The sequence below is a fragment of the Hahella chejuensis KCTC 2396 genome, from assembly GCF_000012985.1.
GTDB lineage: Bacteria > Pseudomonadota > Gammaproteobacteria > Pseudomonadales > Oleiphilaceae > Hahella > Hahella chejuensis.
The window spans coordinates 5587480-5612851 of sequence record NC_007645.1 but is presented as its reverse complement, the minus strand read 5'-3'; the positions used below and the strand labels follow the sequence as shown (position 1 = coordinate 5612851).

The window sequence follows — 25372 nt, the reverse complement described above, 5'->3', positions numbered from 1 at the left end:
CTGACAACATATAAAGAGGACTCACTATGAGCCTGGCCTGGATGAAGCGTCGATGGGCGTTGCCCTTGGTAGTCGCGATTGGCGTCGCGGTGGCGGTGGCGATTATCAAGCGTCGTCCGGCGATGGAGCATGTGGATAAAGCGCAGCTGCCTGCGGCGGTGAAGGTGGTGTCCGCCAAGCGTTATGAAGTCAGGCCGCGCATTACCGGGTTTGGCGAAGTGGCGCCGGATGTGGTGCTGGACAGCAAGGCGGAAGTGTCAGGCAAAGTGACCTACGTACACCCGCTGTTGAAGAAGGGGGCCATATTGCCGGCGGGGACGCTGGTGGTCAGCATCGACGATCGCGATTATCAGCTGGCGCTGAAACAGGCGGAAGCGGATCTGGCGGTCAGCCGCGCTAATCTGGAGGAGATGCGGCTGACAGTGGAGGACACCGAACAGGATCTCGAACTGGCGCGGGAAAAACTGGCCATCGCCAAGAAAGAGCAAGAGCGCATTGGACGGTTGCTGCAGAAAGGCTCCGCCTCGCAATCCAACTACGATGCGCAGCAGTCCGCCGTCCTGCAATTGAAGCAGGAAACCCAGACGCTGAGTAACCAACTGCAGACTTTACCGTATCAGTTACAGGTGCTGCAGGCCAAACAGGATATCGCCGAAGCCGCGGTGGAGGCGCAGAAACGCAACCTGGAGCGGACCCGCATCAGCTTGCCTTTCAACGCCCGCATCACCCGGCTGGCGGTGGAGGAAAATCAGTTTGTCGCTGTGGGCGCCTCGCTGTATGGCGCTCAGACCATTGATAAGGTGCTGGTCAACGCCCAGTTTCCGTTGAGCCAGTTCCGCATTCTGGCGGAGGGTTTTGACAACCTGGAAAACCTGTTTCAGAAATTTCTGGAGCAGGACGCCGCCAGCAATATTTTCACCGAGCTGGACCTCGCCGCCAGCGTCGCTCTGGCGGAAGATGGCGACACGCGCTGGGAAGCCAGGGTGGAGCGCATCAGCAACAATCTGGAAGCGGCCTCGCGCACCCTTGGAGTCATCGTCGGCGTTGATAATCCTTATCGCACCGCCCGCCCCGGAACACGTCCGCCGTTGATAGAAGGAATGTACGCCAAGGTCGAGCTGGAAGGCGCGCCGCAGCCGTTTTTAGTTTTGCCTCGGGATGTGTTACGCGAGCATGAGTTGTATGTGGTGGACAAAGATAACCGCCTGCGTCGAATCAAACCGCATTATAAAACCCAGGGTTCCATGCTGTTGATCCGGCAGGAGGACAATACGGGAGACGAGGCGATTCATGAGGGCGAACGGGTCGTCACGACTGACCTGTTTCCCGCCGTAATGGGCATGTTGGTGACGCCGCAGGAAGATAAGGACGCCGAAGCGCTGATCGAGCAGTGGGCGCAGGGAAGGCAAGCCCTATGATCCGCTTTTTCGCCACGCACCCTACTGCGGCGAACCTGCTGATGGGCTTCTTTCTGTTCATCGGCTTGATGACGTTGCCGCAAATCAAGCGGGAAACTTTTCCCGAAGTGAAAAGCTACGAAGTCGAGGTGAAAGTCGTTTATCCCGGCGCCACGCCGACGGATATCGAGCTGTCTGTGTGCAAGCCGCTGGAAGAAGCCGTGGAAGGCGTCAGCTTCATGGAGGAGGTGCGCTGCGAAGCTCGTAACTCCCTGGGCTTGATGACTCTGAAAATGCTGGAGGACGGCGACTTCGACGATTTCGTCGATGACGTTAAAAGCGCCGTGGATGAGATCAGCTCCCTGCCGGATCAGTCGGAGGAGCCGGTGGTCAAGGAGCTGGGACGCACGCAAAACGTGTTGACCATCGCCCTGACGGCGGACCTGCCCCGTAGCGAGCTGAAAACCCTGGCGGAAGAGGTCAAGCAACGCATCCTGCGCAATCCCGATATCCCTCTGGTGGAAGTGCAGGGCTTCTCTGACCGACAGTTTCAGATTCAGGCGCCGGAAAGCAATCTGCGTCAGTACGGCCTGAGCTTGCAGGACATCGCCAATCTGGTGGCGAAGCAGGATGTGGATCTCCCCGCAGGAGATGTAAAGACAGACAGCCGTGATTATCAGATTCGCTTCAGCGACGAAAGGCGCACCGTCACGGAGCTGGAGAACCTGGTGGTGTTGCGGGGCGGCAATGGGGCGGAAGTGCGCCTGGGCGACATCGCCAGCATTGTTGACGAGTTTGAGCTGGAGGAGAGTAAGTCCACCTTCGACGGTAAGCCCGCCGCTTTTTTAAAAATATCCAAAAACACCCGTGATGACAGTCTGCGTATTCTGCAGGAAGTGGAGACCTTCATTGCGGAAGAGAGCCGGCGTTTGCCGCCGGAAGTGTCCTTGAGTCTGACCCAGGATTACACCAGCGTGGTCAAGGACCGCATCAGTATGTTGAGCAGCAACGCCTGGCAGGGGCTGCTGCTGGTGTTCGCGGTGATGTGGTTGTTTTTCGGCGCCCGGTATGCGTTTTGGGTGGTGATGGGGCTGCCGGTGTCGTTCCTGGCCAGCGCATTTGTGCTGGGGCACATGGGAGTGAGCATCAACATGCTCTCTATGGTGGCGTTGCTGCTGGCGCTGGGGATTCTTATGGATGACGCCATCGTCATCAGCGAGAGCATCGGCACGGAGATGCGCAAGGGCAAACGCCCCCTGCAAGCGGCGGTGGACGGTACGCTGATGGTGGCGAAAGGGGTGTTTTCGTCCTTTCTCACCACCCTGTGCATGTTCACCGGACTGTTGTTCCTGGAGGGCGACATCGGCCAGGTATTGGTGGTCGTGCCTATCGTGCTGATTTCGGTGATCACCATTTCATTGGTCGAAGCGTTTTTCATACTGCCACACCACTTACAGCACTCTCTTGCGCATGCGGAGAAGCAGGAGGACTCCCGCTTTCGCAGGGCGTTTGAACAGCGTTTTGAGAAGATCCGGCAAGGCCTTGATCGTCGCGTGTCGGTGTTGATCAAGCATCGTTACGGCTTTGTCGGCGCCGTTATCGCGACCTTTATCCTGTGCGTCAGTCTGCTGGCCTCGGGCGTTATCAAGTTCTCCGCGTTCCCGGATCTTGAAGGGGATATCGTGCAGGCGCGTCTCATTATGCCTACGGGGACATCGCAAGCGCGCACCGAAGCGATGGTGGCGCATTACACGCAGGCCTTGACGCAAACCGCTTCCGAATTCAACAAAGAGCAGGATGAAGCGGCGATAGGGGCTGTAACGGTGAATTACGGACAGAATGCGGACGCCTTTGAAACTGGCCCTCATTTAGCCACCATCAGCGTCGACCTGCTCACCGCCGAGCGCCGCAATTTCAGTTTGCAGGCCTTTACCTCGCGCTGGCGTGAACTGGCCGGAGAGACGCCGGATGTATGGTCGGTGCTGTTCAAGGAGCCGACGATCGGGCCGGGCGGGCGCGCGATTGAAATACGTCTGCGCGGTGACGATCTGGAGTCGTTGTCGCTGGCGTCCCATGAGTTGCAGAACTGGCTCGCGGGATATCCCGGCGTGATTAACCTGTTGGACGATCTGCGCCCAGGCAAGCCGGAGTTTACCTTGCACTTGAAGTCCGGCGCTTATGACCTGGGGCTGGACGCCCAAACCATTGCGGCGCAACTGCGGGCCGCGTTTCAGGGCGTGACCGTGCTGGAGTCGAGCGTTGGTCTGGAAACCTATGACGTGGTGGTGCGTCTGGATGATGAATCCCGCGACGAGCTGGCCGACTTCGATAACTTTCCCATCGTGCATCCCGCCAGCAAGGCGCTGATTCCGCTCTCCAACGTGGCGGAAATTATCCCCAGTCGCAGCTATTCGCGCATCAACCGGGTGGACAGCCAGCGTACGGTGACGGTGTTCGGCGATGTCGACATCAGCCTGAACAACACCAAGGCGGTGATCGGCGATTTGCAGAAGCAGTTTTTGCCGCAATTACAGCAGCGCTTTCCTGATATTCATGTGAGCATTGAGGGGGAAATCAAAGAAGGCGCGGCCACTCAGGGTTCGATGAAACTGGGTTTTCTGATGGGGCTGGCGGGAATATTCATCCTGCTGAGCTTCCAGTTCAAATCCTACGTGGAGCCGGTCATTGTCATGCTCAACATCCCGATGGCGTTTATCGGCGTCATTGTGGGGCATGTGGTGATGGGAATGGATATCACCATGCCGTCGCTGCTGGGCTTTGTGTCGCTGGCGGGCATTGTGGTGAACGACTCCATACTGCTGGTGGAGTTCGTCAAGATGCGCGTGCGGCAGGGCATGCATGTGCATGACGCTGCGGCGAAGGCGAGCCACGACCGCTTTCGCGCAGTATTGCTGACCTCCCTGACCACCATGGCGGGGATGACGCCGCTGCTGTTCGAAACCAGTTTACAGGCGCAGATTCTGATTCCCTTGGCCACCAGTATTGTGTTCGGGGTGGGCGCATCCACACTTTTGGTATTGTTTGTCATCCCTTGTGTGTATACGATTCTTGAAGACTTCGGTCTGACCAAGGCGGTGTCCGGCGAACCCGAGGAGGAGTTTGCGCCGGCGCAACATCCGCCGCCGCTTACACAAGAATAAAAGGACAAAAGGTATGCACCCTAACGCCGAACTGGTGACCCGTTTTTATGACGCTTTTAAGGATAAAGATTATCGAACCATGCAAGCCTGCTATCACGACGAGGCAGAGTTTCAGGATGAAGTGTTCACCCTCAAGGGCAAGGAAATCGGGGCCATGTGGCATATGCTGTGCGAACGCGGGGCGGACCTGTCGTTGCACTATCATCATGTCGAAGCCGACGAGCAGCGCGGCTCCGCCCGCTGGCGCGCGGGCTATACCTTTTCCACGACCGGGCGATACGTGCTCAACAAGCTGCGCGCCGAGTTTGAATTCAAAGACGGCAAAATATATCGCCACCGCGATCGCTTCGACTTCTGGCGCTGGTCCCGTCACGCACTGGGCGTACCTGGCTGGGCGCTGGGCTGGTCGCAAATGTTGCGGGATAAAGTGCAGGCGACCGCAGATAGAAATTTACGGCGTTTTATTGAGGGAAATCCTGAGTATAAGGAATAAATAAGAGTGCATTGCGCCGTCCTTGCCAGCGGCGCAATGACTTGGCTTTTTATTTCTGCTGACGACGTTGCGATGCGCCTCTCCTGATACTTGCTGTTATGACGATTTAGTTAATCGGCATAATCGTGGCGGCTGAAAAAGGTCGCGGACTAGGCATTATTGCTTATAAGGGTGTTGTTCGCTTAGGTCGCTTCTTCGAGTACGGAACCTATAACAATATAGAACTACTCGGAGAGTTAAATCATGGCTTACACAGTAAGATTTGAATCCATGGGGGACTCCACCCCTTTTAATAATGACGAACAGACAAAAATAACCAATTCATTGGGACTTTTGGAGTCAGTATTGGCGGACTCTATTGCTGTCCCAAAATGCCGCATGATAAACAAATGGTTTGGTGCAGGTAATATCAAGGCTGTTACCGAAGGCTTAAATAATATGCATAAGTATTTAACAAGGAAGTGCGCCAGCCTGACCTTTGTATCTGCGCCCAAGCACCCCCAAAATTATATTGGCTGGGTCAGGCCGATGGTTAAAGTGGGACTAAGTAACTATCTCATAACCTCATTGACGCCCCTGTAGCCGCCACATCCGCCGAAACCATAACAGACCACATGCCAATTGCAGCAATCCCAGATAGTTGCTGTCCTTTTTGTCATAGCGAATCAGTAACGCACGGCACTTAGACAGCCAACCAAACGTGCGCTCCACTACCCAACGCCGGGGCTTTCCACTTGGATGACGGTCCGCTGGCTGCGCCTCCTCGCCAATTCGGCAGATATGCGGTATGTAGTCATGCCGGGCTGCCACGTCTTCGCTCGCCACATTGTCATACCCCTTATCCAGGCATAAATGCTGCCGCGCCTCCACCGTTGGAGCCGGACGCTCTACCACAATCGACTCCAGCGTCGCTTCCAGCAGCTTATGGTCGTTGACATTGGCTCCGGCGATGACGAGTCCCAAGGGGCCTCCCTCGGCTTCCACCAGCAGGCTTTTCTTGGTTCCCTTCTTGCCTCGGTCTGTCGGGTTCGGCCCCACATTCTCCCCCCCCAAAGCGGGCTTTCCCCAGCCAGCCGTCCGCACTTTGCCATTCCCAGTCCACCCCTTCCAGTTCCTGGCAGTCTCGCAATAGACTCGCCCAGATCTTCTCCATCACGCCGTTTTTACTCCAGCGCTGAAACCAGCGATGGACCGTGGCGTCATCCCCAAATCGGCGGGGCAACTGGTTCCACTGACAGCCTGAACGCATCCGAAAAATAATCCCGTTCAAATAGCCCCTCCAGTTGCCGATGGGGCGGCCACCCTTGGCGCTGGGTTGCCAGTCTTCTTTTAAAATGGGTTCGATTCGTAGCCATAGCTCGTCCGGTACTTCCCATAGAGTGTCCAGGGGTTTCGATTTACTGGACGGGGCGCTTGAGTCCTTTTGTGACATGACGTTTCCTTATCAGAGAAGTGGCGCCTCAGTGAACCGGCAAAGGTTAAAAAATTCAAGTGGGGGTTATGAGATAGTTACTAAATCCCTACGATTCCGACTTTGATAATCAACTGGGACAATCTTCCCATAGAAACAATGATAACTTCTTTCATCGTCTCAATAACAACGCGCCGCAAAGCAAGAAGTATACAGTCAAAGAAACTACCGACACGTTTAGAGCTAACTGCGGTTACGTCAATGTTCAAAGCGGGCTGCGAATTTACATGACGCCAGGCTATTTGAGTGGTAACTTTGATTTGAATGATAGAAATGACGAACTCTGGTTCAAATTCCGTTGCGTCGCCCACGAACTTAGCCACCGAATCCTGGATACCATAGATACTGCATATGGCGAGTATGAGTGCGTCAAACTGACATTCGGATCTGATAAACGGACGCCACTCAATAATGCGGATAACTGGGGATTATTTCTGGCGGATTTATACAAGTTCCGTAATTTAAGAGCTTTGCCGAATTAAATAATAAATTTTAACGGAAAGGGAGTGCTTTTTGCTCCCTTTTATTTTTTCGGCTTAGTGATTGATCTCGTATTCTATAGGTACGTCAACACACAATACTTCATCTAGCTTCCAAAAGCGGTCAAACAGATCAAGCTCGCATTCGAATGAGCCAAATATTTTTTCTATGTTCTCATGTCCAAATACTAAGGTTGGTAGTTCATGCTGAATGAAAAAGGCTTTTAAGTCTTGATGGATAAATATTGTTGATCCCGGTGTTAACGGCTGGTTTAGAATATCCGAAGTCAAAACTATTGGAATAAAGTGATAGTCTGATTCAGAAATAGAGTGACTTTTTAGCCACTCTATTAGCTCAGGCTTTTCTCTCACAATAAAGCCGGTTTTTAGATTGTCTACATTACTATCATTTACCATTCTCTATACCTGAGCTAGCCGCCCCGCCCGGGCTCATGCGCTTCATACCGGGGAAGCTGGGCGTCCAGGTCGTCCCAGTTTGCTTTGGATGTGACGAAATTGTGGGAGAGAGGGCGTTCGAGGATGTCTGAATCCAGAATCCCCAAGCGTAGTCTCACCCGGTCAGGCGCGGCATCATTTGAGCTGAGTACCGGGCAGGCGCAGGTCCGGCAAAAGTGGCGTTTGCGGCCCGGCGCCATTTCAAAAAAGGCCAAGTGTTCCGCTCCCTCCTGAACTATCAAATCAGCCGTATTCACAAACCCATTAGTGGCGTAAGCCGTACCGCTGCTCTTCCTGCACTTGGAACAATGGCAATGAATAATCGACTCTATCGGCCCCTGTATTTCAATTTTTACCTGACCGCAAAGGCAGCTTCCTTTGTACATATTGTTTCCTGATTTTTTGGGCTGTTAAGCGCTGATATTTGTTAGGGGCGATTAAGTGATCAGCATTCGGCTAATGACTGTTCGAGCCAACCTAAATACCAGTCTGTGAATGTAACAAAATTCCCTTCATCATCTTTTAGTGGGCGTATCCCTTGGTTATCGCACCTGAGATCTTCCCAAATAGTTCCCTTGAGTTCCCCGGTTATGACCATCCAGTTGCGAATAGCGCACCCCTCATGGCAGATAGGGATTGCGCCATTCATTATTGCCTCCGCCCAATACTGCTCTTCGAGTTTCTGGTCCCACGCTTCCCATAGCTCATCTTCCATTTCCTCACTGTCCCCCTCCTCTGGATTGGGTTCACCCTCCCAGAAAGAAGGTGGCAAATTCCACGCTTCACTATGAGGGAAAGGCTGACGAAGGTCCCCAATCAGTCCTCCAACTTCCCAGTTACAAAGGTCGAAGCCTTTATCCTGCATTTCTATTGGAAAGAGCCCATAAAAAGGGCCTGCGCCGCCATTTCCAATAGTTGTGATGAAGTTTTTATAGTCGTCTGGAAAGGTAACCTGATACTTCCTCTCAATTGATTCAAAATCCGCTAGTGCTAGCGGTGGATTTAAGAGGTACTTATGGGCGCTGCTTCCAAACACGTTGAGGCTGGCGTCGCGCTCTTTTAGCTTGTCTAGTTTGTTTAAGATGTCATGCATTGATAGGACTTATTAGATTTGCTTGGAGGCGCCGTCATGTATTGCATAGCAATGATTTACAGATGGATTGCCTTTTGATTAGATGTGTAGCAGTTGCTAACGCGAGCTTTAGTTTAACCGCAAGGCTACTGTCGGCCAAACCAGAACAGCGAGTTTCCTTCTCAAAACGATAGCTTGAGGGCCGCCTTTTTTATTTATACAGGCTAAAAACTCAATTGGATTCAGTTAATTGAAATAACTACTATCTTGATCGACCGGCGGCGTGGATTCGCCCTGTTTTTTTAGGTTGTACGTCTATGATGGCGTGATAAAGGAGTGAATGATGGGGTTGGATGTCTGGCTTATGTTTTCGTTGGCCTATTTGGTCACTACATTATCACCCGGGCCGAATGTTCTGCTGGTGGTTAAGAACAGTTTCCAGTATGGATGGCAGTCGGCGTTTGTGACGGTGCTGGGAAATCTATCCTGCCAGTTTGTGATCGTATGCCTTGTCGCAATTGGCGTAGGAGAGCTCCTTGAGCAGCTTCCGATATGGTTCACCGTAATGAAAGTATTGGGTGGGGCGTATCTTATCTATCTTGGTTTCAAAAGCTTAAGGGCTGATGGCAGGTCTAACCTGTCTTTGCCGGATAAGACGGGGCGGCAGACCCAATTCAGCTCGCGAAAGCGCTACACTGAAGCTTTTCTTGTCTCCGCAAGCAATCCTAAAACATTGATATTCTTATCCGCCTTTCTACCTCAGTTCATCAATGCGGAGCGGTCGCATTTGGAGCAGTTTGGCGTTATGTACGTTTCAATATGCGTGATAGTCGCCTGTGTTCACCTGGGCTACGCCATGTTAATGAGTCGAGTCGGGCAACGTTTTCTCGCACGGGATATCGAGCGGAAGATATCAAAAGTCTCGGGCGGATTGTTTATCACCATGGGCGGCGGGGTGCTGTTGAGTCAGAGGGGGTAGCGGAATAGGCGCACATGCGCGCTCTATTCCTAGTATTAATATGGCAATGATATTGGCATGTTAATCATCAGGCGCATGGATGCGCCTGCGCGGCGGCTGGCCGCGGGAGACAGGGCCTGACCTGTGCAGGCCCTGTCGTTGCAGACAAATAGAAGGAAGCTATTTGTCTGCCTGATTAATAGTAAACATGTCTTGGTGGGTTTCGTTAAACCGGTTTGAAGACGACATCACGTATTTGATCGTCATGAATCTTAGACGCTACTCCCTCAATTCCTGCTCCACCGGATACCGATTAAACACATTAAAGTGCCCGTACAGGTATTTGCTGGGAAAGTCGGGGGAGATGACGACGCCTTTGGTCAGGACGCCTTGCTTGCCGAAGCGTTGAGTATAGGGTTCCAGGTAGAAGGCGACGGTCAGTGGCGTATGGGACAGCTGGCCCAGTGTGGCGCTGTAGGTGACGGTGTCCAGGGTGACTTCCTTGCGCAGTTTGGCGTAATCGGGGAGGTTCATTTCGCGCAGGTCGAGGGTGACGACCGGAGGCGGCGCGTTTTTGTCATTGTTGTAAGGCTGGAGATATAGCGCATTGCGATATGCGGCCATATAGTCGCTCAGGACATCGAACAGGTAACGGCTGAATTTGTCCCAGAACGGGCCTACTTGATCCGGATTGGCGCCGACCAGCCAGTTCTGCTTTTCGGTATACAGACGTCTCTGCTTTTCTCTATCAATGTTTTTATACAACAGAGTCGCGAACAACCTCTGGTTTTGCTTGGTCCAGTCCGACGCCAAGGGTTCTGGCAAAGGCTGTTGTTCGGCCACATGGCGGTAGCGTTGGTAGTTGCGCCAGGTTTCATAGCGCGCCAGCGCGCCGAACATGACATCCGCCAATGTGGTGATTTCACTGGGGCGGAATGAGCCGTCCTTGATGGTTTTCAGCGACTTTTCCAGATAGGCCTGCATCTCTTTTTGTTCGCGTTCGTAAACGTCTGGCGCGCTGTCCAAAGCAGGGTCTGGATATTCATGGCGACCAGCGCTGAGCTGTTGAGCTCCGTTGGCGATTTCACTCATGTCATGCAGTTTATTGAAGAAGCCGGCTAACCATACGACGCAGACCAGAATACAGGCTCCTGCAGTAGCGAGGTGTTTGCCGGTGACGCCGGATTTATCCCGCCGGTGATCCGGCAGCAGTATCAGAATAGACAGCCCCGCCAGGCTGAATAAGCCCAAGAGCCCCACCAGCATGCTGTAGCCTTTGCTTTCCGCATAGAGAATGCAGCCGCGCAGCAGGACGAGATGGCCAATGAAAAAGGGGATATAGCCCAGGTCAATGCCAGCGGAGTAAAGAAAGTTCATCTTCAACAAGTAGTTGTCGGAGACAAACACAATGGTCAGGATCAGGCCGGCCCAGGACAGCCATTTCGCCGCCCGTTTCTGCTCCCGGTCCGCTTCTTCCAGCCGAAACGGCTCCGCCTGCACAGGGGCTGGCTGCGGCGGAGGGTTTTGCAGTCGTTCCTGCATCTGACGATATTTTTCCAGAATGACGCCGCAGTCCAGGCATTGAATGGCGTCGATATTCAGCGACTGGCATTTCGGGCAGCGGGAGCGGTCGTCAGACTTGGGCGACATTTCCGTCGCCTTTGGCGGTGACGTCGGTGAGACTGAAATGTTGTGACCAGGTTTCGTTGTGTGGATTGTGTTAACCGTGTGGATTGCGTCGGAGGCGGGAGCGGTGTGCGTCGTCTGCTCTCTCACTGCGCCAACGGCGCCGACGCGGGCGAATTGCTGCAGATAAGATTTAGCGGTGAACTCGTTTAATCCTTCGCGAAGAAATATGGCTTCGCCGTTGAACAAAGGCGCCAATTGCGCAGGAGCGGTTTGAAACAACTTGGCCAGCCTGGCCTGGACTTTCGCCTGATCCGCGCCGGGAGATAGCTGACCTCTGAACTCGAAGGAAAACTGCTTCATACAAGAGGACTCCTGAGCAAACAGGCGCAGAAGGCCAGGAGCCGCAACCTCTCCTGTGGAGTGAGATTGGGCTTGCGAATCTGTACGGCGGGCTCTGGCGTGACGTAGGCCAGCGCCGCCAAATTGCCCTCTTGATCCAGCACCGCCATGGCGTTCTGCGGGTCCCAGGAAGGGGAGGCCGCAGACTTGGCGCGCCTGCGTTTGAGGAAATCCAGAACCTTCTTCGCATGGCCCAGGTATTCGGCGACCGGCCCCAACGCGGTGTCTTCCACCAGTTTTTCCTGAATCTTGCCCAGAGCGTCTTTGCTGCTTTCGTGGACGCGCACAGCCTGACGCCATTCATAGACGACTGCGCCGTCCGCGGCCGTCAAGGCGGCGCTTTGTTGTTTGCGTTCAATGACGCCGAGGTCCTGTTGCTCCGCATCGATCAGCCGATGCTTTTTGGCGCCGACCCAATAGACGGGAAGCTCCTGCTGGTAAATGCGGTGCGCGCCGCGAGGGTCAGCGATTGACTGCAGCATGCGCGGTTGCAGGAGCCGGGGCAGACAGATAATGGTCAGCAACAGGAAAACAATGCTGAGTGCGCTGGCCAGAGCGCCCCATTGCAGGTAGTGCGTCATCACCCGCAATAGATGATTTTGCAACGTCAGAGCCAGGCCGGTGGAGGCCAGCATCAGCGCCAGCGGACTCCAGTAAGCGTTGTGACTGACGAAACGGGCGACGGGCGTCCCGGACTCATTAGACACTGTGAGGGATTCGGAAAACTGGACCAGATGCGGCGTCAGCTTGCCAGCCTCGAACAGCAGTATTTGCTCTTCCGGTTCCTCTGGAGCAGTTTCCAGCGTGGCGGTCTGTAAACCTGCTTGCAGACAGGCGGGGTTCAATTGCAGCGCCAGTTCCGTCAGCAGACCAAGCTGGTGCAGTTTTTTTTGCCAGTCCTGGGCCTGCTCCCAGGTCAGGTTGCTCTTCAGTTTCACTGGCGCGCCGGCGAACAGCTTAGAGGTCATGGCGTCGTTCAGACGTAGCTGCGTTTGTAAATTACGCTGAACCTGAGTAAGTTCCCGGCCGCTGGCGAGCTTGCCGCGAGTGATGACCTGATAGGTTTCCACGTCGTTCCGCATCACTCCGCCGCTCTGTGTTTAGCATTGAAAAAAAGCAAACCGACCGCCTGTAATAACAACGCGCTCCCCAGTAGAGCAACCGGCCATAGCGACGGCGATTGATCCATCGACTCATAGGAGCCGCCGTAGGCGGATAACGCTGCGGCGAACCAGAGACAAGCCGCTGCGGCCTGCACCTTGTTGCCGAGCCTGACCCGGCGCGACAGCGCGTTGAACCACGACGGATGTATGCTTTTCGCCAGTGACGGTTTACTACGACTCATGATGAAAAATCAGCGGGAAGACAGGGCGTGAAACAGTTCCTTCAGCAGGTCTTTTTCTTCAGCGATGATGCGTTCGTTGAATTTGTAGGGGTAGCGATTGACGCTGGCGGCGGCGATATCCAGGCAGTAATTCATCATGGCCTGTTTGCTTTCCATCTGATCCTGATATTGGGATTTGTTCTCCATACGGCTCAGGCACAGCTCTCTTAGCTCGCGCAGCATCTCCGGGTCGGGACGGGTTTGCGTAAAGCGGTCGAGAAACTCGTTGATATCATCCTCGGAAATGAATTCGATATCCGGCGACTCGCGACTGACCCGGCTCAGGTGTTCGATGGTGTAGCGGTAGAGAATTTTTACTTCGGCGTCCTGGCAACGACCGTCCGCCCAGATCATTTCAATCAGGGGAATCAGCTCAAGCAGGTATATATGGGATTCCTTTAAGCCGTGTTTTTGTAAAAAATTGTCAAACCCTTCCACTACAAATTCCTATATTTCCAATCTCAGTTAAGGGCGTTTTGCGCCCGAACTCATGCAGATACGCGATATTATAGCGCTTATTCAGAATCTCGCCCGCATTTCACTTGTTTCTGACTTGCGCCCTGACGCTCGTGTCCTCACTGGCGGCTTTAACGTCTTCTGCTAGCCTTACCTGCGATAACCAATAATAGGTTGCGGAGCTTCTCCGTAGTAAAAATGAAAGGTAATAAAATGAAAAAGACGTTATTCAATCGCCTGATGAATGTGTTTGTATTGTCCGCCGCGATGGTCTTTTCCGGGGCCAGCGCTGCTGAAAAAGTGACTCTCGCCAACGGTGAATGGGCGCCCTATCTGTCGGAAAATTTGAAAGAATACGGTGTGATTTCCGATGTGGTGAAGAAAGCGTTCGCCAAAGAAAATATTGAGGTGGAGTATGTCTTCCTGCCTTGGAAGCGAGGTTATGAAGACGCCAAAAGCGGCAAGCTGAACGGCTCGTTGATTTGGAGTCGCACCGAGGATCGGGAAAAGGATTTCGACTACAGCGACACCGTTATCGACTTGAAGACAGTCGCTTTTTACAAGAAGGGCAGCGGTTTTGACTGGAGCGACGCGGCGTCGATGAAAGGCAAAAAACTGGGCGGCGTCACAGGCTACAGCTACGGCTTCGATGATGAGGAAAAATCCGGACTGGTCAGCATTGAGCGGGTCTCCAGCGCGGACGCCAACGTGAAAAAACTGCTGGCGGGGCGCCTGGACGCCTACATGGAAGACCTTGACGTAGGCAGCGAACTGATGAACAGCATGGGCGTGATGGATCAGGTTGAAGTGCATCCCAAACCCATCAAAGAGAAGTCTTACCACCTGATTCTTAACAAGTCGCAGCCGGAAAACAAAAAACTGATGGACGCGTTTAACCGCGGACTGCAGGCGCTGAAGGACAGCGGCGAGTACGATAAAATGATTGAAGCTTCCCGCCGCGGCGAATATAAAAAGTAAGTCTTACCTTGAACCGCCGCGTAAAGCGCGGCGGTTTCAGTCGATCATCACCATCGGTCGTTGCGTCACCGGGTGAGGCAGTATGCGGCTGTCCACCTGATACACCTCTCTGACGTTCGCCGTGGTGATCAATGTCTCCGGCGCGCCTTCCGCCACAATACGCCCGTGGTTCATCAGCAGGATACGGTCCGCATATTGCGCCGCCAGATGCAGGTCGTGAAGCACGCAGAAGACGCCGACGCCTTTGCCCGCCAGCTTGCGCGCTAACTTCAAGAGCGCGGATTGGTGTTTCAGGTCCAGCGCGGAAGTGGGTTCGTCCAGCATCAGGTATTGCGGTCCGGCGCCGACGCCTGTCCACAGTTGGGTAAGAGCGCGGGCGATCTGCACGCGCTGGCGTTCGCCGCCAGAGAGATCCTGATAATTGCGCTGCGCCAGATGGCCTGCGTCCACTTCCTCCAATGCTTGTTGACTCAGACGGAAAGGATCGCCTCCAGAAAGCGTGCGTTGGGCGCCCATCAACACGACTTCCATCGCGCTGAAGGGAAAATCGAGGTGCACGGACTGGGATAGCACCGCCCGACGGCGGCTCAGTTGGCTCAGGCTGAATTGACTGATGGGTTCGTCGTCCAATAACACATGACCGTGAGAAGGCGGAAGATCCCCCGCCAGTGTTTTCAGCAGCGTGGATTTACCGGCCCCGTTCGGCCCCAGGGTCACCACCAGTTCGCCCGGATTGAGACGAAAATTGATCTGTTCCAGCAAGGTTCTTTCGTGGCGGATAACGGATACGGCGAAAGCGTGAATCATAGGCGACCTCCCGGGCTGCGATGGCGATGTCTGTCAGTAAGCGGCTTCATTGTCGCACCCCGGATTTCCGGCTCAGCAGCAACCACAAAAAGAAGGGACCGCCGATCAGGCTGGTCAATATTCCCACTGGCATTTCCGCAGGGGCGAACAGGGTCCGCGCCAGGGTGTCGGCGGAGATGGTCAGCACAGCGCCAAGTACGGCGGAGGCAGGGATCAACACTCTGTGATCCGCCTTCCACAGTAAGCGAACCAAATGCGGGGCCACCAATCCCACGAAACCGACGATGCCGGAAACCGCCACCGCGGCTCCCACCGTCACAGCGGAGAGCAGGATGACGCGGGTTTTCAGTTTCTCCGTATCCGTGCCCAGATAGCGGGCTTCCTGCTCTCCCAGCAGCAGACGGTTCAAATCGCCGGAGTGGCGCATCAGCATCGCTATCACCGGCAGCGTAATGGTGAACGACACGCCCACCGCCGGCCATAGCGCGCCGCCGAAGCTGCCCATGGTCCAGAAAGCCAGCGTGCGCTGTTGCTCGTAAGTGCTGAGATACGTCATGAACCCCACCGCCGCGCCGCACAGAGCATTAACGGCGATGCCCGCCAGAATCAGATGCGCCACACTGGACGCGGCGCCAAGCTGGCCGACTTTGAATATCAACCAGCAGGTCGCGCCGCCGCCGAGGAAAGCGGCCACGCTGAGTCCATATAAACCCAGCCAGCCTGCGCTGAAAGGAAACAGCACAATCACCAGCGCCGCCGCCAGGGCTGAACCGCTGGAGATGCCGATCAATCCCGGGTCCGCCAGCGGGTTGCGAAACAAGCCCTGTAAAGCTGCGCCGCTGACCGCCAACGCCGCGCCCACTATGCCCGCCAATAGCACTCTGGGCAGGCGGATATGCCATAAAATCATCCAATCCTGACTGCTCAGATCGAAGCTCAGCACGGAGCGCCAAGTCAGAGAATAGGCGCCCAGCATGATGGCGCCCAGGGCGGCGGCGATCAGACTGGCGCCCAGCAATAGCCACACGCGGGTGGACTTATACTGCATGGCGGATAGGGTCTGCACTGGCGTTTACTCCATCCAGGTTTGACGAAGCTGGCGGGCGGCGACCACTGTGCGTGGCCCGAAACCTAACAGCAGCAGCCCGTCCATGGCGACGATCTTTTCATTGCGTCCCGCCGGCGTCAGGCTGACGCCGGGAATGTGGCGCATGGCGTCGACGCCACCGACTTGCTCCATTCCCAGCGTGGTGGTCAGGATCAGGTCCGGTTGCGCTTGCGCCAGCGACTCCGGCGTCATGGGCTTGTAGCCTTCCACTCCCTGCAGCGCATTGACTGCTCCGGACAGGCGGATGATGCGGTCCGCCGCGGTGTTGGCGCCGGCCACCATGGGCGCGCCGCCGCTATGCTGAAGAACGAAAAGCACCCGCGCGTGGCGCTGGTCATGCGCTTTCTCCTGTTCCAGCTGCTGTTGCTGCGCCTGCATGTCCGTGATCAGTTTTTCCGCCCTGGTTTCCGCGCCAAGAAGGTAACCGATCTGGCGGATGTTGGCGTAAACCCCTTCCAGGTCCTGCGCCGTCGGCACGGTAAACCATGTGGTTCCAGCCCCTTTTAATTGCTTCAGGACGGTTGGCGGGCCAGCTTCCTCACTGGCCAGCACGGCATCCGGACGTAGTGCGAGGATGCCCTCGGCGGAGAGGGAGCGTTGATAGCCCACCTTCGGCATATTTTCCGCCTCTGCTGGAAAGTAGCTGGTGATGTCGGAGCCGATCAGGCGCTGCTCCTGATCCAGCGCATAGACAATTTCCGTCACGGCGCCGCCGACGGAGAGAATGCGCTGCATACGCTCGGGGGCCGGCGTCGGCGTCGCAGCCTGAGCTGCAACGCTGAAGATGCTCAACAGCGCTGCGCACATCCAACCCGCGCTGAGGTTTCGAACTGAGGCCCCGACTGAGATCATGACAGGTTCTCCACGGACGCCACCAGTTCGCGCCATTCGGTCAGTTCAGGTTTGCCGGGCTTGCGCGCGCCGAACAGCGTCAGCACCAGTTTACGGTCGTGATTGAAGCACTCCAGAGAGGTCACCACGCCGTCGCTGGTGGGACGACGCACCGCCCAGCAGCTCGCCAGTTGCTCCGTGTTCAGGTGCAGATTGAAGTCCGGGTCCAATACATTGAACCAGGGGCCGGTGCGCAGCAGTTTATTCACGGTTCCGGTATGGATCTGCACGACGCCGTCGTTGCCGACAAACGCCATGATCTCCAACTGGCAATTGGCGGCGAATCGCAACGCCTGCTCCATGGCGTCCGTCGGCAGGCGATGGGCGTACTCCTGACCCGCCAACTGCAACGCCTCCAGGCGATCAACGCCCAGTTTGCTCAGCATGGCGTTGAAGTGGTGGACATCCTTCAGTTCCGACCAGGGCTGCCGTACATCGGCTTCCGTCACCTTGCCGGCATTGGGATAACGCGGCGGCGTCTTCGCCTCAGGTACGAAAAACAGCTCCGCATCGACGGCGAGATGGGCGTTTATCCACTGATCCCAGGCCGCCATATCGGTGTGCTCGGTGGCGTATATTTTGTGCGTCGCCGTTCCAGAGGCGTCGAAGAACTGAATGCTGCGTCGGACTTGCTCGCTCGGGCCCTCTGTCACCGCATAGGCGTAACGCCAGTGCTTGAAGAAGACGCGCAGGTCGATGTCGCCCAGGCATAACCCCATAACGCCGGCGGCGTTGGCCTTGAAGTCATGATAGACGCCATGGCGTTCATGCACGGCCTGATCGTTGCGGGTCAGCGCCATCACCCGTCCTACAGACTCGATGGATGTCAGCATCTCCGCGAAGTCGCCGGCAAGGGGCTGTACGTGCTGCTCCATCTGCGTCAGCAGCAGCGCCAGTTCGCTTACTCCCAGTTGCTCCGCCGCATTGCGGATGCGCAGGCGGGGCTGCTCGCGCCGCATTTGCGTCCAGGACTCTTTCAACCCCTCGACAGGTTGTCTGAGCGCCTCGTCTCTGTTGAGAACCGCTTGAGCCGTCATGTGTTCACCTCGTTATTTGTGCAATGGTTCCTGTGGAGATCGCGGGTCAGTTGGCGACGGGCGTGGAGCGGATGTTGGGATGTCCGCTTTCTCCTGCGTCGGAGTAGTAATTAGTGATCTGCAGTTTGTATTTGGTGGCGTCATCGCCGCCGCTTTGGGTTTCGATCACGTAGACCCGGTAGTTGGACCAGATTTTGTGCTGGCCTTGCAGGTTATAGGCGTACCAGGGCGAGTCTTCGAAAATGCCCGCGGTGGCGTCGGCTGTGTAATGCATGCTGATGTCCGCGCCAGTGTCGGACTGGGCGCCGGAGACATAGTTGTTCAGGTCCGCCACCGGCAAGGGGCCGAATGCGCCGCCAGCGCCGCTGCCGGAGGGGCCGCTGTTGGTCCAGAGGGTCCAGTTGAATCCATTGATTTCCAGCTTCAGGTCCCAGGCTGCGCCGTTGCAGTCGACCACCGCATCGGCGTCGAAATCAAAGCACTGGCTGCCGCCGCTGACGGGGACGGACGCGGCGAAAGTGGCGTTGCCGGTGAAGCCGCTGGCGTCGGAGGGGTGTACGTCGAAACTGAAGGTGACGTCCAGGTTGGCGCCGGGGTTATAGGTCAACGCAGTGGCGTGGAAACGGGCGTAACTCGCGCCGGAGTTGGAGCGCAGCAACCAGCCGTTGGCGTCGTTCAGGGACACCGTATGAGTGGATATATCGTAGTTGTACCAGCCCAGATCCATGACGTTGCCGGTTCTGTCTCCAGAGGCGGTAATGGCGCTCAGGACGCCGTCGCTGGTGAAGGTCAGACTGGCTGTGTTCACCGCCGCGAGCAGGTGCTCTTCTTCCGAGTCCGGCGTGGCGTTGAGAAATACGTTGGCGTTGGGATCGCCGCCGTCCGTGTAGAAATCCTGCTGCGCCGCCGCCAGCGCGCCGCGCACCTCACCGGGGCCGGAAGCGCCGCCGTTGAGTACGACGCCAGTGCGGCGGAAACCGATATGCCAGTCAGTGGAAGATGCGGCTTGCGCTTCCGTCAGCGCCAGGGTTTGGCCTGTGGCGAGGTTGACGTAGGTGTAAGCGTCGCGGCTGCTGGCGTCGACGATCAGAGAGGTGTAGGCCGCGTCGGAGCCATTGTCTGGCGTTGAGCCGCCGTCGCCAGGCGTATTGTTGTCGGGATCGCCGGAGCCTCCGCCGCTGGAGCAGGCGCTGAGTAATATCAGAGCGGCGGCGATAGCGCCGGATTTGACTGCAAGGGGGGAGGAGACTGGTTTCATAGCGTTGCCTTTGTCTGTTATTGGTTTGTGTGAGTGGGTTATTTTCGTATTGCTGAGTTATGTCCGGGCGCAGGCGTCATCCTTTGATGCGCACGCCCAGGTAGAAAAATCGTCCCTCGTCCGGGCGGAAGTCGCTGGAGTCCTTGAAATCCCGTTGTGTGTCAGTCAGGTTGTCGACCCCTCCGAACAGGGTGACGCCCCAGGGCAGCGGCTGATTGACCTTGAAATCCAGCGTGCTCCAGGACGGCGATTCCATGGAGCCGGCGACGTCGATGAACTCCCGGGATTGATAGACGCCGTCCAGAGACAACTGCGTACCCCAGTCGGCGAAGCTGTAATCGGCGCCCAGTTTTACCTGATGGCGCGGGCGTTTCGGCAGCTCCAGTCCGGTGCGCTTGTCTTCACTTTCCATCCAGGTATAGCCGCCATGGATTTTCCATTGTGACGACAGCGGATAGGCGGCGCTGATTTCCACGCCTTGGGTTCTGGCTTCGGCGATATTGGTGTAGCGGTGTACGGATACTCCGTCTCCCCGGTCCGCAGTCGCTTCCGGGTCGAAAGCGGTCTCGATCAGGTCGGTAATGTCGTTGTAGAACAGGTTGAGATCCACATAAGCGCCCTGATCACCGTAAACGCCGAACCCCAGCTGATAGCTCGCGGACTTTTCCGGTTGCAGATCCGGATTACCCAGCACCATGTAACCGAGGTGGCTGTGATCAAACACGTAGTAACGCTCTTTCAGGTTGGGCACGCGATACCCGCGGCCTACGCCGCCGCGCAGAAACAGGGTCAGGCTGTCTGCGCGCATCAGTTCATAGCGCGCATTGATTTTGGGGGCGGCGTAAGAGCCGAAGTCGCTGTCTCGCTGCAGGCGGACGCCGGGGATGATTTCCAGGCGGTCATTCACGAAATAGTCGTCCTGAAGGTACATTTCGATGCTGTGGCGATCTGTGCCGGCGGGCACTTCGATGGTGTCGTCGTGACGCTGCTCCAGCGTTTCTTCGAACCCTTCCAGGCCTGCGGAAAGCAGGTGGTCGTCATTCAGGGCGTAGCTCCAGTCCAGGGTCGCCCTGCGGCTCTCCATGCTGGCGCTGCGGCGGTCTTCCTTAACGGCGGTGGCGATGGCGTCCTGGTAAGTGACGTCATCGAACTGCTCCTGCAGCAAGCGGGCCTGGATATCGCCGACAGCCGTGCGCCAGGCGGCGGATGCGCCCAGACGGGTGCGTTCCGCTTCTTCCTCTTTGATCTTGCGAATCTCTTTACCGGCGGCGTTGGTGGAAATGCGATGATTGAGGTCTTCGCGATAATAGCCGCCCAGCAGCTCGTAGGACTGGTTCTGGTCGGGCTCCCAGCCCAGGCGTGCCGACCAGTCGCCGCGCTCGCCTTCGGCGCCCTGGGTGTTCCAGTCTTCCGGCGTGGCGTCGAAACCGTCGCTGTCGCGATAGTCCATGCTGAGCGCGCCATACCAGACGCCGTCCCGTCCAGACAGTCTTGCTGAAGCGCGGCGCGTCCCGATGTCCGCCGTTTCACCGCCGATATTGTCTTTGCCGAAACTGGCGGCTTCCGCCAGGGCTTCGTAATGCAGGCCCGGTTCGATATCCCGGGTGATGATGTTGATGACGCCGCCCATGGCGGCGCTGCCGTAAAGCGCGGAGGTGGCGCCTTTGACGACTTCGATGCGTTCGATATTGAGACTGCCGATCTGGGTGACGTCCACACTGGAGCCGGTGCTGGCGGCGACCGGTTCGCCGTCGATAAGCACTTTGACGCGGTTGCTGTCCAGGCCTTGCAGCCAGACTTCATAACCGCTTTTGCCGTGAATTCGTTTCAGCATCAGGCCGGGGACGTCTTCAAGCGCTTCTTTCACGTCACGGGCGTGTTTGCGTTCGATTTCTTCTCGCGTCACCACCTCTGTGCGCACGGGCGTTTCCATCAACAGCTTTTCGCTGCGGGTGCCGGTGACCACGACGGTGTCGAGCGCTGTCGCCGCCGTATCGCCCAGCGCCTGTTGCGGAAGCGCAACGACGAGAGGGGCGGTGAGTGTAACTAGTAGAAAAGGGTGAGATTTATGCGACACGAACAACCACTATCGACAGTTAAATGATAATGATTATCATTTAATAAAAAATGACTTCTGTCAATAATGATTCTTATTTGCGTTTATGGGAATGGTATTATTCACGGAGTTCGATACGTTTTTTTCTCCTCGCTTTGTTAATCGCTTTCTGCTTCAGGGCCGCCATCGTTACAAGAGCACTTTGCAGACGACCCGGTTGCCGTCGCCTTCATAGGTCATCTCGTCGAAGCTCAGCAAGTTGGCCATGGCGATGCCTCTTCCGTGGTTGTCCGTGGCCCGCTCCACACTGATCTGCAGGTACTCTCGCCAGTTGAAGCCCGGTCCCTGATCGGTAATGGCGATGGTGATGGCGTCGTCGGTTCTTGCAAATTCCACCTGCACGCGCTTGTTCTGGTTTTCCGGGAGCTTTTGGCGTCGCTGTACTTCGTTCATCCACTCTCCCTGCAGATTGAGGTCGGTCTTCTCGTCATAGGTGATGCCGAGGTTGCCGTGCTCCACGGCGTTAACCAGCAGCTCCGCCAGCCCGGTCACCACTTTGGGAGGGAAGGGAAACAGGTCCGCCAGCAGAATCGACGCCTGTTCGGCTTCCTCCACGGTGGCGAAACTCAATGTAAGTTGGCGCGCCATATGTCGCAGGGATTTATTTTTTCCCAGCTCCATCATGAGCTTGTGGGACTCTTTGCCGAATTCCAGGGCGGCTTTGATGATCGAGATCAGCACTTCTTCTTCATAGGGCTTGGTGAGGTAGTAATAGGCGCCGGCGTCAATGCCCTCCCGGATTTGCCCGGACTCCGCCGCGGCGGTTTGCATGATCACAGGGATGTCTTTGGCGCTGGGGTGCTCTTTGAGGCGCTGGAGAAAGGCGATGCCGTCCATTTTCGGCATCATGCGGTCCAACAGGATAAGGTCCACCTTGAAAAGGTGGCGCTCCAGCGTCCCCCAGCCTTCCTCTCCGTCCGCCGCCGTGATGAGGTCATAGCCGGTATCGGCCAGATAGGCGCGGATCAAGCGCAGATTGCGTTCATCGTCGTCTATCGCAAGTATTTGTTCATGCATGCTGAGCGCTCTTGTCCTTGTTGTTATTAATCAGGCAGACAAATAGCTTCCTTCTATTTGCCTGCAACGACAGGGCCCGCACAGGTCAGGCCCTGTCTCCCACGGCTAGCCGCTACGCAGGCGCATCCATGCGCCTGACATTGACATGCCAATATCATTGCCATGTTGATATCAGGTGGGCGAGGGCTCCGCTTCCGGTATCAGCGCAGTGAAGTCGGCGCCGCCCTGTTCATGATTGCGGGCGTATATGAGCCCTCGGTGAGCTTTGATGATTTCACGGCATATGGCCAGACCCAGTCCGGTCCCGCCTGCGCCAGTGTCCGTGCTGCTGCTTTGAACGAACTTATCGAAAATACTTTCCAGCTCTGCTTCCGGAATGCCGGCGCCTTGATCGGAAACGCTGAAGGCGAACACTGGCTCGTCCGTGTCCATCAAAGATAACTCTAGCAGCAATATGTTGTTTTGCGATTCATGGGGCAGGGGGGCCAAACCTACAATTTTTCTCTGTAGCTCCCCCACATCCGCCAATTTCCAACAGGGGCCCTGCAGCACGCCGACTTCCTGCGCCAGCTTCGCCAGCTTCTCCGCCTTACGCTCGCTCAGCCCTCCTGCGCGGCGCCAGTTACAGGCGTAGACGCTGGTTGGCTCGCCATCGAAGTGGGCGCGGACGCCTTCCAGATGAGTAGGGGCGATTACGTCGCCCTCTTGAATCAGGTAGATCGCCGAGTGACTCTCGTCCCAGGGCAGCTCGCGGTTGAGCCGACGTAAGGTGTCCGTCAGGCAGTTCTCTTCCGGGGCGGAAGTATAGGAGAGCTCCATGGCGGACCCGGCCTCATTTAAACAAGGCGCAGGAGAAGTGAAGAGTTGTATGAGCTTGGCGGGCTGTTGCAGTAACTGCGCCGTTTTTTTGTTCAGGCGCTCCAGCGTCAAACCGTGCAGGCCAAGCAGTTCATGCATATCCGGCATGCGATGGGCGATGCGTAGCCTAATGCGGCCCTGTTGTGGGGAAAACTTAATGGCGTTGCTGAGCAGGTTGCGCAGGACCTGGGTTATTTTCGCGCCGTCGCACACAACATAGGGCGAGTCCAGCAAGTCTTCCGTCACTATCTGCAATTCCTTTTTCTCCCAAAGCGGGCGCAGTTCTTTCAGAAGCTTTTCCTGAACGGCGAGGATGTCCACGGGTGTGAAAGCGTAAACCATGCGGCCGGACTCCAGTTTCGCCAGATCCAGCAGGTTATTCAACAGATCCAGCAACCCCTCCGCGCTGGTTTTGACTTCACTTAGGTGCTCGTACGCCAGTTCGTCCACATTTTTGACCCGCTTCAGGCACAGGCTGGTGAAACCAAGAATGGCGTGCACCGGAGTGCGCAGTTCATGGGACATGTTGGCCAGAAACTGGGATTTCACCCGGTTGGCGCGCTCCGCTTTTTCTTTCGCGGCGGTCAGCTCCCGGGTTTGTCGCTCCAATTGCTGCGCATATTCTCGCAGTTGCTCGTCCGCGCGCTGTTTTTCGGTGATGTCCTCCAGTATGCCAAGCAGCGTTTCCGGCTCGCCTTTTTCGTCGAAAATCGGCACTTTGGTGGTATGCGCCAACCAGGTGCCGCGGGAAGTGGTGATTGGTTCTACCTCAACGTTAACCACTTCTCCGGATCGCATTACTTGTTCGTCGATGCTGCGAAAGAAATCCACTTCTTCCTTATTGGGGAAGATGTCGTAGTCAGTCTTGCCGATGATATCTTCGCGGTTCGCTTCAAACAGCTTTTCCGCCAGGCTGTTCCAGATTAAAAAGCGGTAGTCGTTTTTGACGTCCTTGGCGAAAACCGCGACGGGAATGTGGTCGATAATGCTGGCCAGCATGTCTTTTTGCACGCGGGTTTGCCGCTCGGCCTCCCGTCGATTCTCCGCCTCGCTTTCCGCTACGTTCTTTGCGCCCGCCAGTAATTGATTGGCTTGCTGCAGGCGCTGCAACAAATTGTGCAGAGTGCGTATGAACAGCCCCAGGTCGTCGTCGCGATCCTTTTCCGGCAGGTTGATGAACTGCGGCTGATCCTGCATGGCGCGAAGGTGACGGGTGACCCTTCTGAAAGGGCGGATGATGGTGTGAGTTAACCGGAAGCCGGAGCCGAGGCAGGTGATGAGTAATACAACGACGCTGATGACAGTGACGCCTTCAATAAAACGCAGTCTTTCCTCAATACCTTGGGAGGAGCGATGCACGTAATGATCGACGAGCTCTTGCTGACGGTTCAGCAGATTGATGGCGTTATCCCGCAGAGGGGATATTTTTTCATGGAGAATATTCATGGCGGCGCCCGGCGACGCAGACTCCATGTAGTGAAACATTTGTTCGCCAAGCAGGGCGATTTCCCGCAGATGCCTGTTTAGCTCATCATCAATGGCGGAGGTGTTTTCCATGATAGCCCGTGACGGTGAGAGGTTTATCAGTTCGGACAGGCTTTTATACCTTTCCAAAAAGCGCGCCTGAGTCGCGCCGCGGGCTTCAGGGTCCGACTCCATGGGGAGACGCTCGAGGGTGGCGTAGAGTCGCGTGAAGCCCAGCCCCACCTGATCAAGGTGTTTGAACAGCAGCCGGTCCTGATCAATGATTTTTCGCGACATGTCGCTGACGAAATGCAACTGCCAGTGTTGGAACAGCGTGGCCGCCAGCGCGACCACCGTGATCAGCAACAGTGCGGAAAGTATTCGATTGGAAGTTTTGCGCATGCAGGCGTCGCTGGAATTCCTTTACGTTATGACTGTCTGCCCAGGGTCTAATTGTTATATACGCGGAAAATATCCAACAAG

At 56.0% G+C, this 25372-nt stretch carries 23 protein-coding genes; 7 read left to right on the top strand and 16 right to left on the bottom strand.

Translation table 11 applies throughout. The annotated features are described in order from the left end of the window. Positions 1 to 26 precede the first annotated feature (26 nt). From HCH_RS24605 to HCH_RS24590, 4 genes are all read left to right on the top strand, one after another. On the top strand, positions 27 to 1418 hold the full coding sequence (locus HCH_RS24605) for an efflux RND transporter periplasmic adaptor subunit (protein WP_011399206.1): 1392 nt from the start codon (positions 27 to 29) through the stop codon (positions 1416 to 1418). Next, a complete protein-coding gene (locus HCH_RS24600; RefSeq protein ID WP_011399205.1) occupies positions 1415 to 4558 on the top strand; it encodes an efflux RND transporter permease subunit in 3144 nt (1047 codons plus the stop codon). The genes HCH_RS24605 and HCH_RS24600 overlap by 4 nt, the downstream gene beginning before the upstream one ends. A gap of 13 nt (positions 4559 to 4571) precedes the next feature. Beyond that, positions 4572 to 5051 (top strand): nuclear transport factor 2 family protein, encoded by a 480-nt coding sequence (locus HCH_RS24595; RefSeq protein WP_011399204.1) that lies wholly within the window; start codon positions 4572 to 4574, stop codon positions 5049 to 5051. 243 nt (positions 5052 to 5294) lie between these two features. Beyond that, positions 5295 to 5633 (top strand): hypothetical protein, encoded by a 339-nt coding sequence (locus HCH_RS24590; RefSeq protein WP_041598909.1) that lies wholly within the window; start codon positions 5295 to 5297, stop codon positions 5631 to 5633. Here HCH_RS24590 and HCH_RS33290 read toward each other — a convergent pair. Further along, positions 5616 to 6438, bottom strand: a protein-coding gene (locus tag HCH_RS33290; protein ID WP_085944396.1) for an IS5-like element ISHch3 family transposase whose coding sequence is annotated in 2 segments (ribosomal slippage) — positions 5616 to 6114 and positions 6113 to 6438 — 825 coding nt in all. Because the reading frame shifts where the segments join, the coding sequence is not laid out codon by codon here. The two genes, HCH_RS24590 and HCH_RS33290, sit on opposite strands and share 18 nt — an antisense overlap. A gap of 158 nt (positions 6439 to 6596) precedes the next feature. On the opposite strand from HCH_RS33290, the gene HCH_RS33960 reads away from it, so the two are divergent. Next, on the top strand, positions 6597 to 7004 hold the full coding sequence (locus HCH_RS33960) for a M35 family metallo-endopeptidase (RefSeq protein ID WP_148212654.1): 408 nt from the start codon (positions 6597 to 6599) through the stop codon (positions 7002 to 7004). Between the two features lie 54 nt (positions 7005 to 7058). Here the strand turns inward: HCH_RS33960 and HCH_RS24575 are convergent, their stop codons facing one another. The 3 genes from HCH_RS24575 to HCH_RS24565 are packed head-to-tail and all read right to left on the bottom strand — an operon-like array spanning position 7059 to position 8550. Further along, positions 7059 to 7418 (bottom strand): hypothetical protein, encoded by a 360-nt coding sequence (locus HCH_RS24575; RefSeq protein WP_011399201.1) that lies wholly within the window; start codon positions 7416 to 7418, stop codon positions 7059 to 7061. A 14-nt stretch (positions 7419 to 7432) separates the two neighbouring features. Next, positions 7433 to 7843, bottom strand: coding sequence for a GFA family protein (locus HCH_RS24570; RefSeq protein ID WP_011399200.1), 411 nt, complete (start codon positions 7841 to 7843; stop codon positions 7433 to 7435). A 59-nt stretch (positions 7844 to 7902) separates the two neighbouring features. Then, entirely contained in the window at positions 7903 to 8550 is a 648-nt protein-coding gene (locus HCH_RS24565) for an SMI1/KNR4 family protein (RefSeq protein ID WP_011399199.1), read from the bottom strand. A 319-nt stretch (positions 8551 to 8869) separates the two neighbouring features. On the opposite strand from HCH_RS24565, the gene HCH_RS24560 reads away from it, so the two are divergent. After that, the gene (locus HCH_RS24560) at positions 8870 to 9508 is read left to right on the top strand and encodes a LysE family translocator (RefSeq protein WP_238384927.1); all 639 of its coding nucleotides are present in this window, start codon (positions 8870 to 8872) and stop codon (positions 9506 to 9508) included. A gap of 258 nt (positions 9509 to 9766) precedes the next feature. Here the strand turns inward: HCH_RS24560 and HCH_RS24555 are convergent, their stop codons facing one another. Genes HCH_RS24555 through HCH_RS24540 form a run of 4 tightly spaced genes read right to left on the bottom strand, consistent with a single transcriptional unit; the run spans position 9767 to position 13337 of the window. Beyond that, positions 9767 to 11476, bottom strand: coding sequence for a hypothetical protein (locus HCH_RS24555; protein WP_011399197.1), 1710 nt, complete (start codon positions 11474 to 11476; stop codon positions 9767 to 9769). Further along, positions 11473 to 12600: a hypothetical protein gene (locus HCH_RS24550; protein WP_148212653.1), complete on the bottom strand. Its 1128-nt coding sequence runs from the start codon at positions 12598 to 12600 to the stop codon at positions 11473 to 11475. Before HCH_RS24550 ends, HCH_RS24555 begins: the two co-directional genes overlap by 4 nt. Continuing rightward, entirely contained in the window at positions 12597 to 12860 is a 264-nt protein-coding gene (locus tag HCH_RS24545) for a hypothetical protein (protein WP_041598907.1), read from the bottom strand. Before HCH_RS24545 ends, HCH_RS24550 begins: the two co-directional genes overlap by 4 nt. Before the next feature lie 9 nt (positions 12861 to 12869). Continuing rightward, on the bottom strand, positions 12870 to 13337 hold the full coding sequence (locus HCH_RS24540; protein WP_011399193.1) for a hypothetical protein: 468 nt from the start codon (positions 13335 to 13337) through the stop codon (positions 12870 to 12872). A 231-nt stretch (positions 13338 to 13568) separates the two neighbouring features. Between HCH_RS24540 and HCH_RS24535 the strand changes: the two genes are divergently transcribed. Further along, positions 13569 to 14333 carry a substrate-binding periplasmic protein gene (locus HCH_RS24535; RefSeq protein ID WP_011399192.1) on the top strand — a complete coding sequence of 255 codons (765 nt, stop codon included), beginning with the start codon at positions 13569 to 13571 and terminating at the stop codon, positions 14331 to 14333. A gap of 36 nt (positions 14334 to 14369) precedes the next feature. Here the strand turns inward: HCH_RS24535 and HCH_RS24530 are convergent, their stop codons facing one another. The 8 genes from HCH_RS24530 to HCH_RS24495 form a co-directional block, all read right to left on the bottom strand. Further along, a complete protein-coding gene (locus HCH_RS24530; RefSeq protein WP_011399191.1) occupies positions 14370 to 15140 on the bottom strand; it encodes a heme ABC transporter ATP-binding protein in 771 nt (256 codons plus the stop codon). Positions 15141 to 15186: 46 nt separating this feature from the next. Continuing rightward, entirely contained in the window at positions 15187 to 16206 is a 1020-nt protein-coding gene (locus tag HCH_RS24525) for a FecCD family ABC transporter permease (protein WP_011399190.1), read from the bottom strand. Positions 16207 to 16212: 6 nt separating this feature from the next. Further along, a complete protein-coding gene (locus tag HCH_RS24520) occupies positions 16213 to 17100 on the bottom strand; it encodes a heme/hemin ABC transporter substrate-binding protein (RefSeq protein WP_011399189.1) in 888 nt (295 codons plus the stop codon). Continuing rightward, positions 17097 to 18176, bottom strand: a complete 1080-nt coding sequence (locus HCH_RS24515) for a hemin-degrading factor (RefSeq protein WP_011399188.1) — start codon at positions 18174 to 18176, stop codon at positions 17097 to 17099. The genes HCH_RS24520 and HCH_RS24515 overlap by 4 nt, the downstream gene beginning before the upstream one ends. A 46-nt stretch (positions 18177 to 18222) precedes the next feature. After that, positions 18223 to 19434, bottom strand: coding sequence for an HmuY family protein (locus tag HCH_RS24510; protein ID WP_011399187.1), 1212 nt, complete (start codon positions 19432 to 19434; stop codon positions 18223 to 18225). 76 nt (positions 19435 to 19510) lie between these two features. Further along, positions 19511 to 21511, bottom strand: coding sequence for a TonB-dependent receptor plug domain-containing protein (locus tag HCH_RS24505; RefSeq protein WP_011399186.1), 2001 nt, complete (start codon positions 21509 to 21511; stop codon positions 19511 to 19513). A 168-nt stretch (positions 21512 to 21679) separates the two neighbouring features. Continuing rightward, the gene (locus HCH_RS24500) at positions 21680 to 22567 is read right to left on the bottom strand and encodes an ATP-binding response regulator (protein ID WP_011399185.1); all 888 of its coding nucleotides are present in this window, start codon (positions 22565 to 22567) and stop codon (positions 21680 to 21682) included. Positions 22568 to 22738: 171 nt separating this feature from the next. Then, the gene (locus tag HCH_RS24495; protein ID WP_011399184.1) at positions 22739 to 25291 is read right to left on the bottom strand and encodes an ATP-binding protein; all 2553 of its coding nucleotides are present in this window, start codon (positions 25289 to 25291) and stop codon (positions 22739 to 22741) included. Positions 25292 to 25372: the final 81 nt, after the last annotated feature.

Excerpts from the sequence above, each read along its gene's own strand:
- HCH_RS24535 (WP_011399192.1), top strand. The coding sequence starts at position 13,569 with ATGAAAAAGACGTTATTCAATCGCCTGATGAATGTGTTTGTATTGTCC.
- HCH_RS24500 (WP_011399185.1), bottom strand. The coding sequence starts at position 22,567 with ATGCATGAACAAATACTTGCGATAGACGACGATGAACGCAATCTGCGC.
- HCH_RS24605 (WP_011399206.1), top strand. The coding sequence starts at position 27 with ATGAGCCTGGCCTGGATGAAGCGTCGATGGGCGTTGCCCTTGGTAGTC.
- HCH_RS24600 (WP_011399205.1), top strand. The coding sequence starts at position 1,415 with ATGATCCGCTTTTTCGCCACGCACCCTACTGCGGCGAACCTGCTGATG.
- HCH_RS24575 (WP_011399201.1), bottom strand. The coding sequence starts at position 7,418 with ATGGTAAATGATAGTAATGTAGACAATCTAAAAACCGGCTTTATTGTG.
- HCH_RS24595 (WP_011399204.1), top strand. The coding sequence starts at position 4,572 with ATGCACCCTAACGCCGAACTGGTGACCCGTTTTTATGACGCTTTTAAG.
- HCH_RS24515 (WP_011399188.1), bottom strand. The coding sequence starts at position 18,176 with ATGACGGCTCAAGCGGTTCTCAACAGAGACGAGGCGCTCAGACAACCT.
- HCH_RS24510 (WP_011399187.1), bottom strand. The coding sequence starts at position 19,434 with ATGAAACCAGTCTCCTCCCCCCTTGCAGTCAAATCCGGCGCTATCGCC.
- HCH_RS24545 (WP_041598907.1), bottom strand. The coding sequence starts at position 12,860 with ATGAGTCGTAGTAAACCGTCACTGGCGAAAAGCATACATCCGTCGTGG.
- HCH_RS24555 (WP_011399197.1), bottom strand. The coding sequence starts at position 11,476 with ATGAAGCAGTTTTCCTTCGAGTTCAGAGGTCAGCTATCTCCCGGCGCG.
- HCH_RS24565 (WP_011399199.1), bottom strand. The coding sequence starts at position 8,550 with ATGCATGACATCTTAAACAAACTAGACAAGCTAAAAGAGCGCGACGCC.
- HCH_RS24520 (WP_011399189.1), bottom strand. The coding sequence starts at position 17,100 with ATGATCTCAGTCGGGGCCTCAGTTCGAAACCTCAGCGCGGGTTGGATG.
- HCH_RS24495 (WP_011399184.1), bottom strand. The coding sequence starts at position 25,291 with ATGCGCAAAACTTCCAATCGAATACTTTCCGCACTGTTGCTGATCACG.
- HCH_RS24570 (WP_011399200.1), bottom strand. The coding sequence starts at position 7,843 with ATGTACAAAGGAAGCTGCCTTTGCGGTCAGGTAAAAATTGAAATACAG.
- HCH_RS24590 (WP_041598909.1), top strand. The coding sequence starts at position 5,295 with ATGGCTTACACAGTAAGATTTGAATCCATGGGGGACTCCACCCCTTTT.
- HCH_RS24530 (WP_011399191.1), bottom strand. The coding sequence starts at position 15,140 with ATGATTCACGCTTTCGCCGTATCCGTTATCCGCCACGAAAGAACCTTG.
- HCH_RS24560 (WP_238384927.1), top strand. The coding sequence starts at position 8,870 with ATGATGGGGTTGGATGTCTGGCTTATGTTTTCGTTGGCCTATTTGGTC.